This is a genomic window from Bradyrhizobium sp. HKCCYLRH3073, from assembly GCF_051167995.1.
GTDB lineage: Bacteria > Pseudomonadota > Alphaproteobacteria > Rhizobiales > Xanthobacteraceae > Bradyrhizobium.
This window is the reverse complement of sequence record NZ_JBNPUD010000003.1, coordinates 240,432-257,199: the sequence shown is the minus strand read 5'-3', so window position 1 is coordinate 257,199 and position 16,768 is coordinate 240,432. Positions and strand designations below refer to the sequence as shown.

General features: G+C 66.1%; 10 protein-coding genes and 1 pseudogene. 6 read left to right on the top strand and 5 right to left on the bottom strand.

Annotation, left to right across the window (positions count from 1 at the left end; genetic code table 11):
• Window positions 1-51: 51 nt before the first annotated feature.
• Window positions 52-2,559: a penicillin-binding protein 1A gene (locus ACQR1X_RS08885; RefSeq protein WP_315800153.1), complete on the bottom strand. Its 2,508-nt coding sequence runs from the start codon at window positions 2,557-2,559 to the stop codon at window positions 52-54.
• A 230-nt stretch (window positions 2,560-2,789) separates the two neighbouring features.
• Window positions 2,790-4,091 (bottom strand): N-acetylmuramoyl-L-alanine amidase, encoded by a 1,302-nt coding sequence (locus ACQR1X_RS08880; protein ID WP_434898811.1) that lies wholly within the window; start codon window positions 4,089-4,091, stop codon window positions 2,790-2,792.
• Between the two features lie 805 nt (window positions 4,092-4,896).
• On the opposite strand from ACQR1X_RS08880, the gene ACQR1X_RS08875 reads away from it, so the two are divergent.
• On the top strand, window positions 4,897-8,121 hold the full coding sequence (locus ACQR1X_RS08875) for an Rne/Rng family ribonuclease (protein ID WP_434898668.1): 3,225 nt from the start codon (window positions 4,897-4,899) through the stop codon (window positions 8,119-8,121).
• Window positions 8,122-8,232: 111 nt separating this feature from the next.
• On the opposite strand, the pseudogene ACQR1X_RS08870 reads toward ACQR1X_RS08875, so the two are convergent.
• Both ACQR1X_RS08870 and ACQR1X_RS08865 read right to left on the bottom strand, forming a co-directional pair.
• Window positions 8,233-8,496 (bottom strand): annotated as a pseudogene (locus ACQR1X_RS08870) (dicarboxylate/amino acid:cation symporter); the annotation flags it as partial.
• A 37-nt stretch (window positions 8,497-8,533) separates the two neighbouring features.
• Complete coding sequence (locus ACQR1X_RS08865; RefSeq protein ID WP_315800157.1) at window positions 8,534-9,733, bottom strand: pyridoxal phosphate-dependent aminotransferase; 1,200 nt, start codon at window positions 9,731-9,733, stop codon at window positions 8,534-8,536.
• A gap of 152 nt (window positions 9,734-9,885) precedes the next feature.
• Between ACQR1X_RS08865 and ACQR1X_RS08860 the strand changes: the two genes are divergently transcribed.
• Complete coding sequence (locus ACQR1X_RS08860; protein ID WP_316180756.1) at window positions 9,886-11,280, top strand: M48 family metalloprotease; 1,395 nt, start codon at window positions 9,886-9,888, stop codon at window positions 11,278-11,280.
• Between the two features lie 127 nt (window positions 11,281-11,407).
• Window positions 11,408-12,172: a DsbA family protein gene (locus tag ACQR1X_RS08855; protein ID WP_316180758.1), complete on the top strand. Its 765-nt coding sequence runs from the start codon at window positions 11,408-11,410 to the stop codon at window positions 12,170-12,172.
• 121 nt (window positions 12,173-12,293) lie between these two features.
• Here the strand turns inward: ACQR1X_RS08855 and ACQR1X_RS08850 are convergent, their stop codons facing one another.
• On the bottom strand, window positions 12,294-12,965 hold the full coding sequence (locus ACQR1X_RS08850; protein ID WP_316215905.1) for a GntR family transcriptional regulator: 672 nt from the start codon (window positions 12,963-12,965) through the stop codon (window positions 12,294-12,296).
• Window positions 12,966-13,155: 190 nt separating this feature from the next.
• Between ACQR1X_RS08850 and tcuA the strand changes: the two genes are divergently transcribed.
• The 3 genes from tcuA (at window position 13,156) to ACQR1X_RS08835 (ending at window position 16,587) form a co-directional block, all read left to right on the top strand.
• A complete protein-coding gene (tcuA, locus tag ACQR1X_RS08845) occupies window positions 13,156-14,571 on the top strand; it encodes an FAD-dependent tricarballylate dehydrogenase TcuA (RefSeq protein WP_316215713.1) in 1,416 nt (471 codons plus the stop codon).
• Window positions 14,558-15,655, top strand: a complete 1,098-nt coding sequence (gene tcuB, locus ACQR1X_RS08840; RefSeq protein WP_434898667.1) for a tricarballylate utilization 4Fe-4S protein TcuB — start codon at window positions 14,558-14,560, stop codon at window positions 15,653-15,655. Before tcuA ends, tcuB begins: the two co-directional genes overlap by 14 nt.
• 173 nt (window positions 15,656-15,828) lie before the next feature.
• The gene (locus ACQR1X_RS08835) at window positions 15,829-16,587 is read left to right on the top strand and encodes a DUF1236 domain-containing protein (RefSeq protein WP_315800162.1); all 759 of its coding nucleotides are present in this window, start codon (window positions 15,829-15,831) and stop codon (window positions 16,585-16,587) included.
• Window positions 16,588-16,768 lie beyond the last annotated feature (181 nt).

Below are 16,768 nucleotides of genomic sequence, written 5' to 3'. Positions count from 1 at the left end.
AGCGCAATCGCTCCGCGCCGCAACGGCATCAGTTTCAGCCGGCCCAATAGCCTAATAGAGGCTTCCCGTGCCTGGACGGATGATGAAGCTGCCAGCATCAGGCTGGCCGCCGCTCTGCGACGGCATCACGCGTCCATCGGCGTCGGCGACACCGATGACGGAGTAGTTGTCCGGCGGCGCCGTACCCGGCTTGAATGCTTCCATGATCGTGCGGCCGCCGTCGCCAGGGCTTGCGCGCATGCCCGTCTTGGCATCGACACGGACCAGCTTGATGCCGGCCGGGATCTTGAAGGGCGTGGCCGGCTTGTCGGCCAGCGCGAGCTTCATGAAGTCTTTTGCGATCGGTGCGGCCAGATGACCGCCGGTTGCAGCGTTACCCCGACCGAGCGGCCGCGGCTTGTCGTAACCCATGTAGATCGCGACGGCGAGGTCGGGCGAGAAGCCGACGAACCATGCGTCCTTGGCCTCGTTGGTGGTGCCGGTCTTGCCGGCGATCGGCTTGCCGACCTCCTTCAGCACGGTCGCCGTGCCCGCCTGCACCACGCCCTCGAGCATCGAGGTGATCTGGTAGGCCGTCATCGTATCCAGAACCTGCTCCCGGCGGTCGACCAGCTGCGGCTCGCTCTGGTTCTTCCAGCCGTCCGGGGCGTCGCAGCCGCGGCACTCCCGGGCATCATGCTTGAAGATGGTGTGGCCGTAGCGGTCCTGGATGCGGTCGATCAAGGTCGGCTTCACCCGACGGCCGCCATTGGCGATCATCGAATAGGCGGTGACCATGCGCATGGCCGTGGTTTCGCCGGCGCCGAGGGCGTAGGACAAGTAATTCGGCAGCTCGTCATAGACTCCGAACCGCTTGGCGTATTCGGAAATCAGCGGCATGCCGACGTCCTGCGCGAGACGCACGGTCACCGTGTTCAGCGACAGACGCAGCGCGTTGCGCAAGGTCGTGGGCCCGAGATATTTCCCGTTGGAGAAGTTGTCGGGGCGCCAGACCTGCCCGCCCTGCCCCTGGTCGATCTCGATCGGTGCGTCGACGACCTGGGTCGACGGCGTATAGCCGTTGTCGAGCGCCGAAGAATAGACGATCGGCTTGAATGACGATCCGGGCTGCCGGTAGGCCTGCGTTGCGCGGTTGAACTGGCTCTGGTCGAAGGAGAAGCCGCCGACCATCGCGAGCACACGGCCGGTGTTCGGGTCCATGGCAACCATCGCGCCGGACACTTCGGGCAGTTGCTCGAGGCGATACTGGCCTTCGACCGGATTGCCTTCCTTGTACAGCGGATCGGCATAGATCACGTCGCCCGGCTGCAGCACCTGGGCGACCGACGTCGGCACCTTGCCGCGGCCGTTGGCCGTCGCAGCCCGCGCCCATTTCACGCCGTCAAGCGTGATCAGGCCGGTCTGGCGTTCCTTGCTGACGGCGCCGCCGAGTTCGCGCGGCGGCTGGAAGCCGATGCGGGCGGACTGGTCACTGGTCTCGAGCACTACGGCCATCCGCCAGGGCGAGATGTCGGAGAGCGACTTGATATCGGCGAGCTTCACACCCCAATCACCCGACGTGTCGAGCTTGGAGACGGCTCCGCGATAGCCCTGCTCCTGGTCGTACCTCACGAGTCCGGCGACCATGGCCTTGCGCGCCATGACCTGGATCTTCGGATCGAGCGTCGTCCGGACCGACAGGCCGCCCTCGTAGAGCTTCTTCTCGCCATAGCGCTCGAAGATGTCACGGCGCACTTCCTCGGCGAAATATTCACCCGCGAAGATGTGGGCGCCGGTGTTGCGGCTCGCGATCGTCAGCGGATCCTTGCGCGCCTTGTCGGCGTCGGCCTGCTTGATCCAGCCGTTCTCGAGCAGACGATCGACGACGTAGTTGCGGCGCTCGATGGCACGGTCGCGGTTCCGGATCGGATGCAGGCTGCCCGGCATCTTCGGCAGAGCCGCCAGATAGGCGGCCTCGGCCACCGTCAGTTCGTTGACCGACTTGTCGAAATAGACCAGCGACGCCGCGGCGATGCCGTAGGCGCCGGAGCCGAGATAGATCTCGTTGAGATAGAGCTCGAGAATCTTGTCCTTCGAGTAGGTGCGCTCGATGCGCATCGCCAGCAGCGCTTCCTTGATCTTGCGGGCGAACGACACTTCGTTGGTCAACAGGAAGTTCTTGGCGACCTGCTGGGTGATGGTGGAGGCGCCCTGCGGACGGCGATTCGAGCCGAAGTTCTGGGCGTAGACCACGGCAGCGCGCGCCATGCCGGTGAAATCGATGCCGCCATGCTCGTAGAAGTTCTTGTCCTCGGCGGCGAGGAAGGCGTTGATCACGAGCTTGGGAACCGCCTGGATCGGCAGGTACAGCCGGCGCTCCCGGGCATATTCACCGACCAGCGAGCCGTCGACCGCGTGCACGCGCGTCATCACCGGCGGCTCATAATCCTGCAGCTGGGAGTAGTCAGGCAGATCCTTGGAAAAATGCCAGATCAGGCCGGCCGCTGCTGCCACACCGACCAGGAACAAGACGGTACCGGCCGCGAACAGGAAGCCCAAAAACCGCACCAGAAAGCGCATCGGCGAATATCCGTTCCAACTCTTGTTTCGTCTCTCGGCTCGGACGCGGCGCACCCACAGGCGCTACCGCCAAAAATCACACGGTCGGCTGCAATGCCGCGTGACCCATGCCAGAGAAACGCACGGTCAAGCCTATCAGCGGTCAAGCCTATCACAAGTCTGCCGAGAAGGAATCCTCACTGATTCCGGGTGCCTCGCAGCACGTTTATACGGATGTTGCTGTGGCCAAACTAGGGCTTTGCGCGTACCGCCATCGGCTTGTCCGGCCTCTCGGGGCCCGCATTGGCAATGCGCTTGGCCAGAAAGGCATCGATCGCCCGCGCCATTGCGTCCGCCGTGCGCGACCGCCATGCGTCGGAGACCAGGTTCCCCATATCGCCCTTATTGGAGACATAGCCGAGTTCGACCAGCACGGATGGCACGTCGGGCGCCTTGAGGACGCGGAAACCGGCCGATTTCAGCGGGCGCTTATGCATATGCACCGCCGTCTTCATGTCGTTCATCAGCACACGGGCGAACCTGTTGGAAAACGTGCGCGTTTCCCGGCGGGCCAGATCGATCAGGATGTCGGCGACATCGGCCGGCTCCTCGGTCAGATTGACCCCGCCGATCTGGTCGGCGCGGTTCTCGGTCTCGGCCAGCCGTTCCGCCTCGACGTCAGACGCCTTGTCCGACAGCGTGTAGATGGTCGCGCCCTGCGCGGTGCCCTCACCCTTCGGCAGCGCGTCGGCGTGGATGGAGACGAACAGAGCCGCCGATTGCTTCTGGGCGATGCGGACCCGGTCTCCAAGCGGGATGAAGGTGTCGTCGTCGCGGGTCATGACCACGCGGAACTTGCCCGACCGTTCCAGCCGGTCGCGCAGCGCCTGGCCGAAGGCGAGCACCAGATTCTTCTCCGGCACCTCGCCGCCCTGGGTGCCGTAGTCGATCCCTCCATGACCGGGGTCGATCACGACCACGGGCCGGGTGTCCGGCGGGCCATCCGTCGGAGGGGTGGCGATGGCGACCGTCGTCGGCGGCCGGACTGCCGGCGCGGGGATCCCGGACGCCGTCGCGGACACCGAATCGGCCGGCCTGGCCCGGCTGTCGCTGCCGATGGCGCGGGCGAAAGTCGCCTCGTCGACCTCCTCCAGTTCGAGCACCAGCCGCGGCGGCTGGCCGTTGGCGGCATCCAGCACCGTGGAGTTGGCGATTCGGGCCGGGCCGGTGAGATCGAAGACGATGCGGGACCCACCAGGCATCACCATCCCATAGCGGAACGCCTTCACCAGACCACGGCCGCTGGTCCCGGCTCCCGTGGGCAGATGAAAGCTGACCTGGGGCAGGTCGACGACGACGCGATAGGGTTCGCTGAGCAGGAAGGCTCGAAACGGCACCGTCCGGTCGAGATCGAGCACGAATCGGGTCTGTCGGGAATCGCCGGCGACCCGTGCATCGGTGGCGATCGGGAACCCGGGCCCGACTACGGCAGGCGGAACCTGGCCGACCGGCCCGCTCTGGGCGCGGGCCGGAATGGCGGCCGCGCATAACATTTGCGTGACGCACAGTGACGCGCATCCCAGCAAGGAAAGGTAATTCGCCCGGCCAACTGCCAAATCGATGCCTCCGCGGGATCGTCTTACCGCAACCAATCCCAGGGGTTAATCGCCAAATTTTGTCATTTTCGTTAAAGGCCACCGATTGTTGCGGTTCCGCGACGCTTCGCTTGCGCGACCTGACCATTCCTCGTATGTACGAAGGGCTGAAGGCTAATCCTTACTGCCGGTTGTGTCGCGTTCAACCTCCGGTGAAACGCCGGAAGCTTCGTGATCGGGGTGCTCGGTATCGAGTCCTTGATCGTGGCGGAGATTCCAGCGCCTTTCCGACGCTCCACCAAAGCCTGCGCGATCCCGCGCGGCCGCAACGGAGAGCCGGTCACGAGCCGAGTGGCGCCTGTCAGGGCGCCTCCTCGCAGAGACCGCCCGGGCACCAGGTCAGACACGGTATAGCCTGATACCGCGCCCGTGACAGGGTGGGTATTCGATCCAGGCAAGCGTTTCGGCGCAATCTGGCCTTCGGCAACAGAGAAGGCGGCACCCGCTGCCGCCCACATATTCCAGACGGGCCGACGCTTGATGCGCCAGACTGAGTTGCCAACCATGACCAGCGGACGATCCGCGCCGATGCGGGGCCAGACCCCCGCCCGGCCAATCGCCCCGCCGGCATCAGGGTTGGCGCGGCGCGACCAGCTGCGTTTAGGCCTTCCCCTCACCCCCGAATCAGGTGGACCGTCGCGTCATCCGACAGCGCGCCACGCGCTCGCGGCCAATCGCGCCCGTCGCCTCCAAGAGTTCCAATATGCCCAACAAGATGTTGATCGATGCTACCCACCCGGAAGAGACCCGGGTCGTTGTCGTCCGCGGCAACCGCGTCGAGGAATTTGATTTCGAAACGGCCCAACGCAAGCAGCTCCGCGGCAACATCTACCTCGCCAAGGTTACCCGCGTTGAGCCCTCGCTGCAGGCCGCCTTCGTCGAGTATGGCGGCAACCGCCACGGCTTCCTCGCCTTCAGCGAAATCCATCCGGACTACTATCAGATCCCAGTCGCCGACCGGCAGGCTCTGATCGAAGCCGAGGAGCGCGCGCACCGCGAAGCCGAAGAGGAAAGCGAGAACCGCTCCAATCGCCGCCGCAACCGGCACCGCAGTTCACGGCGCCGCGGCAGCGGCGAACGCGTCCAGAGCGAGATCGTCGAGGCCGCCGAGGCGGGCCTCCCTGCCCAGACCGAGGGGCATGAGGCCGACCACGAGGCGCCTGAGCACCACGCCTATTCGCAGGACGATCAGCCGCACGCCGACGCGACCGAGGCGCAAGGCTTCTCCGAGGGCCCGGTCGAGACCCACGACCAGGACGCGCCGGGCGAAGCTCAACAAGGCGCAGCCGACGAATCGCACGGCCATGCCGAAGAACCGCATGATGCCGTCGCCGCGCAGGCCCACGACGCCGCCGCCGAGCAGCCCACTGGCGAAGTCGCGCAGACCGGCGACGCGCCCGCCACCGAGGCAGCCAGCCCCGTCCTCGGAGCGGACGAGCACGCCGACGAGCATGACCATGAGAGCCACGGTCATGACGAGCATCATGATGGCGAGCACGAGCATGATGAGCTCGATCATCACGAGCACGACCATCACGAGCATGATCACGATGAGCACGATCACGACGATGACGTCGCTCCCATGGCCGAGCACGCGGATCACGGCGTCACCATCGTGCCCGGCGACGAGAACGGCTCTGAGGCCGTGTCCGGCGACCACGAGGACGACGAGGACGACGGCGAGGAGATCGAGGAAGAGCTCGTCGAATCCGTCGGCGGCGACGACGTGCTGGAAGAAGTGCCGGAGCGCACCTTCCGTCCGCGCCGGCAGTACAAGATCCAGGAGGTCATCAAGCGCCGCCAGGTGATGCTGGTGCAGGTCGTGAAGGAGGAGCGCGGCAACAAGGGCGCCGCGCTGACGACCTATCTGTCGCTCGCCGGCCGCTACGCCGTGCTGATGCCCAACACCGCCCGCGGCGGCGGCATAAGCCGCAAGATCACCTCCGCGCAGGACCGCTCGCGCTTGAAGGAAGTGGTGCAGGACCTCGACGTGCCCGAGGGCATGGGCGTGATCCTGCGCACCGCCGGCGCCAACCGCACCAAGCCCGAGATCAAGCGCGACTTCGAATATCTGCTGCGGCTGTGGGAAACGGTCCGCGACATGACCTTGAAGTCGCAGGCGCCGACGCTGGTCTACGAGGAAGGCTCGCTGATCAAGCGCTCGCTGCGCGACCTCTACAACAAGGAGATCGACGAGATCCTGGTGGCCGGTGAAGACGGCTACCGCGAGGCGCACGACTTCATGAAGATGCTGATGCCGACCAACGTCCGGGCGGTGAAACAGTATCGCGACGGCCAGCCGCTGTTCTCGCGGATGGGCGTCGAGAGCCAGCTCGACGCGATGTTCTCTCCGACCGTGCAGCTGCGCTCCGGCGGCTATATCGTGCTCAACCAGACCGAGGCGCTGGTCTCGATCGACGTGAACTCCGGCCGCGCCACGCGCGAACATCACATCGAGGACACCGCGCTCAAGACCAATATGGAGGCGGCCGAGGAAGTGGCGCGGCAGCTCCGTTTGCGCGACCTCGCCGGGCTGATCGTCATCGACTTCATCGACATGGACGAGAAGCGCAACAACCGCTCCGTCGAGCGCAAGCTGTCGGACTGCCTGCGGCAGGATCGCGCGCGCATCCAGGTCGGCCGGATCTCGCACTTCGGCCTGTTGGAGATGTCGCGCCAGCGCATCCGTGCCAGCGTGCTGGAAAGCTCGACCGAGCCGTGCGCGCATTGCGGCGGCACCGGCCATGTGCGCTCGGTATCCTCGGTGGCGCTGCAACTGCTGCGCAGCCTCGAAGAAACGCTGATGAAGGGCGCGACCCACAACCTCGTGGTCCGCACCCGCACCGAGGTGGCGCTCTACGTGCTGAACCACAAGCGCGGCCATCTGCGCGACCTCGAGAACAGCTTCAAGGTCTCGCTCGCCGTCATCGCCGACCCGAGCGTGAGCGGCCAGCAATCCTTCATCATCGATCGCGGCGAGCAGGTGCATACGCTCGAGGCCGCCAAGGCGCTGCTCGCGGCGCAGGCCTCCGCCCCGCCGCTGGTGGCCGAGGACATCTACGACGAGGAAGAACCCTTCGACATCGAGACGGAATCCGAGGTCGAGACCGAGGAGACCGAAGGCCTGTCCGAAGACACGGCCGACGGCAGCGGTGCCGAAGGCGAGCGGGATGGCGCGCGTCGCAAGCGGCGCCGGCGTCGTCGCGGCCGCGGCGGCGAGACCCGCGAGGGCGCGCTGCCTGAAGGAACGGCCGGACTGCAGCCCGCGGAGCCGGGCCCTGCCGCCGACCAGTCAGCCGAGGACTCCGACGGCGAAGACGACGAGTCGGAGGAACAGCCTGCGTTCGCCCAAGGCGAGCAGACGGATCAGCCCGGCGGCGAGCGGCGTCCGCGCCGGCGTGGACGTCGCGGTGGTCGTCGGCGGCGCGGTGGCGCGGAAGAAGGTCTCGCCGCATCGATCGGCGACGAGCTCGCGCCGGCTTCGGCATCGGAGGCAGAAACCGCCGTGGCCGATTTCGACGGCAACGGCGCTTCCCACCACGACGAGGAAGAGCCGGCAGAACCCGCGGCGCCGGTCCGTGCGCCGGCCGCAACCGAGGCCGATGAGCCCCTCGCTGGCGCCTCCGCGCCAATGCCCCAGGCTGCTCCCGGTCAACCCGAAGTGCAGCAGACCGAGGCTCCGAAGACGGAATCCGAGAAGACCCCGCGGCGTTCGACGGTTCGCGAGAAGGTCAGCTTCCTCACCGAGCCCAGGCCGGAGAGCGCGGTTTCGGCCGTCAACGTCGCCGAGAGCAGCTCGCCCGCTCCGGCTGCCGATGTCGCGGCGTCCGAACCGGTTGCCACCGAGCCGGCGGCCACCGATTCCTCGTCCCCTGCGGCCCCGCGCCGGGCCGGCTGGTGGTCCCGCCGTTTCGGTGGCGGGCAGTAGCCCCCGCTCTCCGACGCTTCAATGCAAAACGCCCGGCCAGATGGCCGGGCGTTTTTCATATGGCGTATGGCGATCGTTCCTGGCCGTGACGACCGGAGGCCGCTCAAGCCTCGTCACGGCCGTCTCGACATCCGACGGATCGATCTGCTGATTGAGCCGTCTCAGCAGGAGATCATGGGCGCGTTCGTCTTCCCTCCACGAGACGAACACGGCGGCCGTGCCGTTGCCGGTGATGCTGGCCAGCGCGCGCGGCTCGCGCATGAACTCGTCGATCGAGAACACGATCGCCATGCCCGGAACCAGGGCGGCTTCACGACCGCCAGCGTTGCTGGCCAAGGTGATGAAGCCGGCACCGACAACGCCGCTCGTGCCCTTCAATCACGAAGGGTGCACAACCGACCTCACCCGCGCCCTAGCCTAGCCAGCGCGCGATCCGGGCCACCGCCTCACGCATGTCCTCGGCCGAACGCGCATAGGAAAAGCGCACGAAGCTGCGGCCGTGGATCGGATCGAAGTCGACGCCCGGCGTGGCGGCCACATGGGTCTCCTCCAGCATCCGCTTGGCGAAGTCGAAACTGTCGGAGGTGAAGTCGGACACGTCGGCATAGAGGTAGAAGGCGCCGTCGGCCGGCAGGAACCGGGTCAGGCCGGCCTTCGGGAAACCCTCGATCAGGATGCGGCGGTTCTCCTGGTAACCGTGCTTGATGGCCTCCATCTCGGCCCGGCCGTCGAACGCCGCTTCCGCCGCGATCTGCGACAGGGTCGGAACCGAGATCGCGAGGTTCTGCTGCAGACGCTCGATCGGCCGCACCAGCGCATCCGGCACCACCATCCAGCCGATGCGCCAGCCCGTCATGCAGAAGTACTTCGAGAACGAGTTGATGATCAGGGCCTCGCTCGACAGCTCCGCCGCCGTCACCGCCGGAAACGCGTAGTCCAGACCGTGATAGATCTCGTCGGAGATGAAGCGGATGCCGGCATCGCGTGCGGCTGCAATGACGCCGCCCAGCGCCTCGCGCGACATCATGGTGCCGGTCGGATTGGCAGGGCTTGCCACCAGCACGCCCTTCAGCGGCGTCTTGCGGTGCGCGGCGAGCAGCGCCTCGCCGGTCAAAGCGTGACGGTTCTCCGCCGTGGTCTCGATCAGCACCGGCTCGCAGCCCAGCGCCGTCAGGATGTGGCGATAGGGCGGATAGCCCGGCACGGTTACGGCCACGCGGTCACCGGGCTCGAACATCGCCAGGAACGCCAGGATGAATCCGGCGGAGGATCCCGTCGTGATCACGATCCGCGCCGGATCGATCTCGCAAGCATGCGTCTCGCGATAGTGCCGTGCGATTCGCTGCCGCAGCGACAGCAAACCCAGCGCCGAGGTGTAGTCGATGCGGGCCTGATCGAGCGCGGCATGCGCGGCCGCGATGGCCGCTCGTGGCGCAGCCGCCGCCGGTTGGCCGACCTCCATGTGGATGACATGTCCGCCGCCCGACTCGATCCGCTCGGCCGCAGCCATCACGTCCATCACCATGAACGGTGGAACATTGCTGCGCGCGGACGGCGCCGTCAGGTTGGCGATCCGCTGTTCCAATGTCGGTATCACTGTCGCATCCACCATCGATATCTGCTATTGACCCCGGCTGTCCGGACCCGCTCCGTGAACCGGTCGAGGTCAGCCCATGGGCCTCGTTCGCCGCAGATGAGCCGCATTCCGCCGTTTGGTGGGCAATAGCCCGTCTCGCGCCTCGCGCCAATTGCAAAGATCGCCTGATGTCGCTCCGTATCGTTCTTCGCAAGAAACTGTCCGGCGGGCTTGCCGCGGTCGTCGCGGCGGCCGTGACGCTGGCGCCGCTCGCGCCTGCGTCGGCGCAGCAGGGCAAGGGACCGCCGATCCTGCGCGACACCGAGACCGAGGTGCTGCTGCGCGAATATACGCGGCCGATCCTGCGCGTCGCCGGGCTCGAAAAGCAGAACATCCAGATGGTCATCATCAACGATGCGTCCTTCAACGCGTTCGTTGCCGACGGCCGCCGCATCTTCGTCAATTACGGCGCGATCCTGCAGTCGGAAAATCCGAATCAGCTGATCGGCGTGCTCGCGCACGAGACGGGCCATCTCGCCGGCGGTCATCTCGCCAAGCTGCGCCAGCAGCTCGCCACCGCGCAGACCCAGATGATCATCGCCACCATTCTCGGGGCCGGCGCCCTCGCCGTCGGCGCGCGCGGCGGCGGCAGCGGCCTGGCCAATGCCGGCGCCGCGACGCTGTCGGCCCCGGGCGAGGTCATCCGCCGATCGCTGTTGTCGTATCAGCGCCAGCAGGAGGAGAACGCCGACCGTGCGGGGGTGAAATTCCTCACCGCGACAGCGCAATCGCCGAAGGGCATGTACGAGACGTTCAAGCGCTTCACCAATGAGAGCCTGTTCGCCGCGCGCGGCGCCGACCCCTATCTGCAATCACATCCGATGCCGGCCGATCGCGTCGAGGCGCTCGAGGGCCTCGCGCGCCAAAGCCCCTATTGGGACAAGAAGGACGACCCCGCACTGCAGCTGCGCCACGACATGGTCCGTGCCAAGATCTCGGCCTTCATGGAACGGCCGGACACGGTGGCACGGCGCTATCCATTGTCGGACACCGGCCTGCCCGCCCGCTACGCCAGGGCAATCTCCACCTACCTGCATGGCGACCTGCGCAGCGCCCTGAGCCAGATCGATGGCCTGATCCAGGTGCAGCCCAACAACCCCTATTTCTACGAGGTCCGCGGCCAGGCCCTGCTGGAGGGCGGCCGCCCGGCCGAAGCGATCGCCCCGCTGCGCAAGGCGGTGCACCTGTCCAATAACGCCCCGCTCATCGAGATGTTACTTGGTCAGGCCTTGGTGGCATCCGAGAACAAAGCCTACACTGACGAGGCGATCTCGATCTTGCGCGCGGCGGTCGCGCGCGAATCCGAGGCGCCGCTCGGCTATTCCCAGCTCGCGATGGCCTACGGTCGCAAGGGCGATTATGCGGAGGCGGATCTGGCCTCGGCGCAGGCCGCCTTCCTGCGTGGCGACAACAAGACGGCGCGCGAGCTTGCCTCGCGTGCAAAAACCCGCTTCGCGGTCGGCTCGCCGGGCTGGGTCAGGGCCGACGACATCGTCACGGCAAAGCCGCTTTCCGGCCAGTAGGGTGTCGGACAGCGGGGGTTGGCGCCCGCTGAAGTTTTGAACTACTGCTATCATCCGATCCAGAATATCAGAATACCGTCACGACCATCGACAAGGACCCGATCATTTGACCCAGAGGACCTCCTTCATGCCGTCAGTCCGCACGCTCATTCCCGCGATGTTGCTCGCGCTTTCGCTCTGCGGCGTGCCTCAGCTCGCGTCGGCGGAGAGCTTCTCCGACAGCCAGAGGGGCGAGATCGAGACCATCGTCCGAAACTATTTGATCGCGCATCCCGAGGTGCTCGAAGAGGCGATGGCCGAGCTGCAGAAGCGCCAGACGGCGGCCGAGGCGGCCAAGCACGAGGCCAGCGTCAGCAAGAATGCCGAGACCATCTTCAACTCGCCGCGCGGCGTCGTGCTCGGCAACAAGGATGGCGACGTCACCTTCGTCGAGTTCTTCGATTACAATTGCGGCTACTGCAAGCGCGCGATGGCCGACATGATGGAGCTGATGAAGAGCGACCCGAAGCTGAAGGTCGTGCTCAAGGAATTTCCCGTGCTGAGCCAGGGCTCCGTCGAGGCCGCACAGGTCGCGGTTGCCGTTCGCATGCAGGCCCCGCAGAAATATCTCGACTTCCACCAGAAGCTGCTGGGCGGCCGCGGCCAAGCCGACAAGGCCCATGCGCTCGCCGTCGCCAAGGATCTCGGGCTCGACATGGCGCGCGTCGAGAAGGACATGGCGAGCCCCGAGGCCAAGGCGACGATCGAGGAAAACTTCAAGCTCGCCGAGGAGATGGGCATGAACGGGACGCCGAGCTACGTGATCGGCAAGCAGGTCGTGATCGGCGCCGTCGGCGTCGAGGGCCTGCGCGAGAAGATCAGCACGGCCCGCTGCGGCAAGGCGAGCTGCTGAGCATATCTGCCAAAGCGTCTCGCCATCATGGGATCAATCGAAGGCCGGCTGTCTCAGCCGGCCTTCTTCTTTGCCGTGAGCCGGTGAAGAAGCGACAGACCGGTGGCGGCAGCCCCCTCGCCTATCCCTTCAGCCTCATGCCGAGCCGGGTTCGAAGTGCCTCGCGGATGTGCCCGCGTGCAATCGCCTCGGCCCGATCGGGATCGCGGATCGCGATCGCCTCGATCAGCTCACCATGCTCGGCCGCGGCTGTTGCCGCACGTCCTTCGGCCGCAAACGTCGTGGTTCCCAGCAGCGCCGTCGCGACATGCATGTCCTCGAGGGCGGCGTCGAGATAGCGGTTGCGCGCGGCGCGCTGGATCGCACCGTGCATCAGCCGGTTCAGCCGCGCCAGCTCGGCGGCGTCGTCCCCCGCGCTGACAAAGCTCGCATGAATGTCGCGGAGCGCCGCGACCTCGGCCGGCACGGCATATTGCGCGGCGAGCCGGGCCGCGGCGCCTTCGAGAATTTCCCGCATCGCGTACAGCTCGAGGACTTCGTTCTCGTCGAGACTGCGCACGATCAGGCCGCGTCCACCGGCCGGCTGCACCCACCCCTTGGCTACCAGCTTGCCGAAGGCCTCACGGACCGGCGTCCGGCTGACGTTCAACTTCTGGGCGACCTCGTCCTCCCGCAGCCGATCGCCGGAGCGATAGAAACCGTTCTCCAGCGCATGGCACAGCGCACGAAATACCGCTTCGCCGAGAGAGACGTTGTCACGATCGATGGTGAGCGATGGCGCTTCCGGGGACATGGGGGTCACGATCTCACAACCTCGCTCCGAACAACAGCATATCTTGCATATTTTTGTATACAATAGTATACGATTTCCATGCCCACTGTAGCCCGCACTTCCGTACCCTCTATTGCCGGTCGGCCGATGGCGTGGCTGTGCGACCAAAGTCGATCCAGGGCCTGCCGCCTTGCGTCCGCGAGGGCCTGCGATGACTGATCAGAGCGATATCGCCGACCATCCCCAGACCTACGACGTCGTCGTGGTCGGCGGCGGCAACGCGGCCCTCTGCGCCGCCATTGCGGCACGGCGCGGCGGGGCCTCGGTCATCGTGCTGGAGGCCGCCTCGAAGTTCTATCGCGGCGGCAATACGCGCCACACCCGCAACATGCGCTGCGCCCATGACGCGGCAACCACGACGTTGAGCGGCCCCTACACCGAGGACGAGTTCTGGGACGATCTCCTGCGGGTCACCGAGGGCCAGACCAACGAGCAACTGGCGCGCCTGATGATCCGCGAGTCCAAGGACATGCTCGACTGGATCGTCGAACAGGGCGTGCGTTTCCAGCCCTCGCTCGGCGGCACGCTGAGCTTAGGACGGACCAACTCGTTCTTCCTGGGCGGCGGCCGGGCCATGCTCAATGCGCTGTATCTGACCGCCGAGCGGCTCGGCGTCGAGGTGCGTTACGAGGCCGAGGTGGTGGGGCTGGAGATCGACGGCAACCGCTTCCGCGCGGCGATCGTGCGGCACGGCGATGGCCGGATGCGCATCGCCGGCAGAGCGCTGGTGGCGGCTGCGGGCGGCTTCGAAGCCAATATCGACAAGCTGGTCGAGGGCTGGGGCGAGATCGCGCGCAACTTCCTGATCCGCGGCACGCCCAACAATCGCGGCACGGTGCTCGACATGCTGCTCGGCGCCGGCGTCGACAGCATCGGCGATCCGACCCAGTGCCACGCGGTGGCGATCGATGCGCGGGCCCCCAAATATGACGGCGGCATCATCACGCGGCTCGACTGCGTCGTGTTCGGCATCGTCGTCAACAACAACGCCGAGCGCTTCTACGACGAAGGCGAGGACGTCTGGCCGAAGCGCTACGCGATCTGGGGACGCCTCGTTGCTGCTCAGCCGGACCAGATCGCCTACATCATCTTCGACGCGAAATCGGCGAACCTGTTCATGCCGTCGCTCTACCCCGCGATCGAGGCGGCCAGCATCGCCGAGCTCGCTGGCAAGCTCGGCCTCGATCCGGACAAGCTGACCGCCACCGTCGCGCATTTCAACGCATCGGTGCGCGACGGACAATTCAATCCCGACATCCTCGACGATTGCCGCACCGAGAACCTGATGCCCCCGAAATCGCATTGGGCGCGCCGCATCGATAGCGGCCCCTACTATGCCTATCCGGTTCGGCCCGGCATTACCTTCACCTATCTCGGCGTGCGGGTCGATCACGCCGCAAAGATGATGATGAAGTCCGGCGGTCCCGCCGACAACATGTATGCCGCAGGCGAGATCATGGCCGGCAACGTACTCGGCCGCGGCTATGCCGCAGGAATCGGCATGACGATCGGCAGCGTGTTCGGGCGCATCGCCGGCCGGGGAGCAGCGACACATGCAGCGCAGTGAGGCGTTGACCGAGGCGGATCGCCTGATGACGATCTGCAATTCCTGCCGCTATTGCGAGGGACTCTGCGCCGTGTTTCCGGCGATGGAGATGCGCCGCGCCTTCACGGGCGGCGACCTCAACTATCTCGCCAATCTCTGCCATGCCTGCGGCGCCTGCTACGTCGACTGCCAGTTCGCGCCGCCGCACGAGTTCGATGTTCGCGTCCCCTCCGTCTTGGCCCGGGTGCGGCACGAGAGCTATGCCGACTATGCCTGGCCGCGCGCGCTGGCGCCGCTGTTCAGGCGCAACGGCCTCGCGGTGTCGCTCATCGCGGTGATCAGCATGGCCGCGTTCATCCTCGGCATCGTGGCCTTCAACGATCCGGCCGCGGTGTTTGCAGGCCGGCACGGCCCCGGCTCGTTCTACGCGCTCATGCCCCACAACGCGATGGCACTGTTGTTCGGCGCAGCCTTCCTGTGGGCCATCATCGCCTTCATCATGGGCGCCCGGGCCTTCTGGAACGACATCGGCGAGCCGAGCTCGACCCTGACGCGGCCACGTCCACTGCTACGCGCCGTCCGCGACGCAGCCAGCCTGCGCTATCTCGATGGCGGCGGCGTCGGCTGCTACAACGAGGACGAGCGGCCGCGCGACACCAGGCGGTTCTATCACCAGCTGACGTTCTGGGGCTTCATGCTCTGCGTCGCATCGACCAGCGTTGCGACGCTCTACCACTATCTTCTGAACCGTGAGGCGCCGTATCCATTGTGGGATCTGCCGGTCGTGCTCGGCACGCTCGGCGGATTGGGCATCGTGGTCGGCCCGCTCGGACTCTACACCGCCAAGCGCAGGCGTGAGCCTGCGATGATGGATGCGGGCAGCCGCGCCATGGACGTCGCGTTCCTGGCGATGCTCGTGCTCACCGGCGCAACCGGTCTCGCCCTCCTCTTGCTACGCGAGACCAGCACGATGGGCCTGCTGCTCGCGCTCCATCTCGGTGCGGTATTCGCGCTCTTCATCACGATGCCCTACGGCAAGTTCGTGCACGGCCTCTATCGATTCTTGGCTCTCGTCCGCTACGCGCGCGAACGTCACGGCGCGTAGCTCATGCGAGCGCGACTGATCGCCACGATGGTCATGCGGCGTTCATGACCCTGAGCATCCGTTCATAAGGTTGCGATCTGCGACATTTTTCCGGAACGATCGGAGACGCGCGGAACGACTCCTACTTCCTGCCGTTGTCGGCGCGGGCAGTGCCAATACGAGGAGGATAGAGGATGACCAATCGCTTGATGGTATCAGTTGCTGCAATCGCGCTCCTGGCGGGTGCAGGTTTTGCTCATGCGCAAGGTGCCGGCGGTGCGGGCGGCGCAGCTGGACAGTCCGGCGGCGCAGCCATGCAGGGCGGTGCGACCGGTGGTGCTGCCGGCGGAGCATCGAGCGGCGGCATGAACGCGCCCGGCGGCGCGATGCATCGCGACAGCGCCTCGCCTGCGGCCGGCGGCGCGTCCGACATGCGCTCCAGTCAATCGGAACAGAAGCCCGGTGCGACCAAGAGCCAGCACGCCGAGGACGGCATGAAGGGCCCGGCCACCAAGGGCGCGAGCACCGAGAGCGACAGCAAGGGCGGCGCCAAGAACATGAAGGCCGAAGGTCGCGAGGGTCGCGACAACAACATGAAGGCCGAGGGTCGCGACAGCAAGACCGGCACCAGCACCAATGCCGAAACCAAGACCGGCACCGAGCGTTCGCAGACCACCACCGGACAGGCCGGCGCCGCTGCCAAGCTCACCACCGAGCAGCGCACCAAGATCACCACGGTGATCCGCAGCCAGCGCGTCGAGCCGGTGACCAACGTCAACTTCAACATTTCCGTCGGCACAAGGGTGCCGCGCGAGGTTCACTTCCACCCGCTCCCGACCGAAGTCGTGACGATCTATCCGGAGTGGCGCGGATATGACTTCATCCTGGTTCGCGAGCAGATCGTCGTGATCGATCCTCACACCTACGAGATCGTCGCGGTTCTCAACGTCTGATCCCGACCAGGCAGGCGACGAGAACGAGGGGCGGGCAGCAATGCCCGCCCCAACCCATTGCGAAAAGCGCGCGCGGGAGCCATCACACGCAACGCGTGCAGTCCCGTGGACAAAGCCGGTTGTTCAGCAATTTCGTACTCTTAAGACGGTTTTTTCGTGTGACGGACCAAGCCTCGGTCAG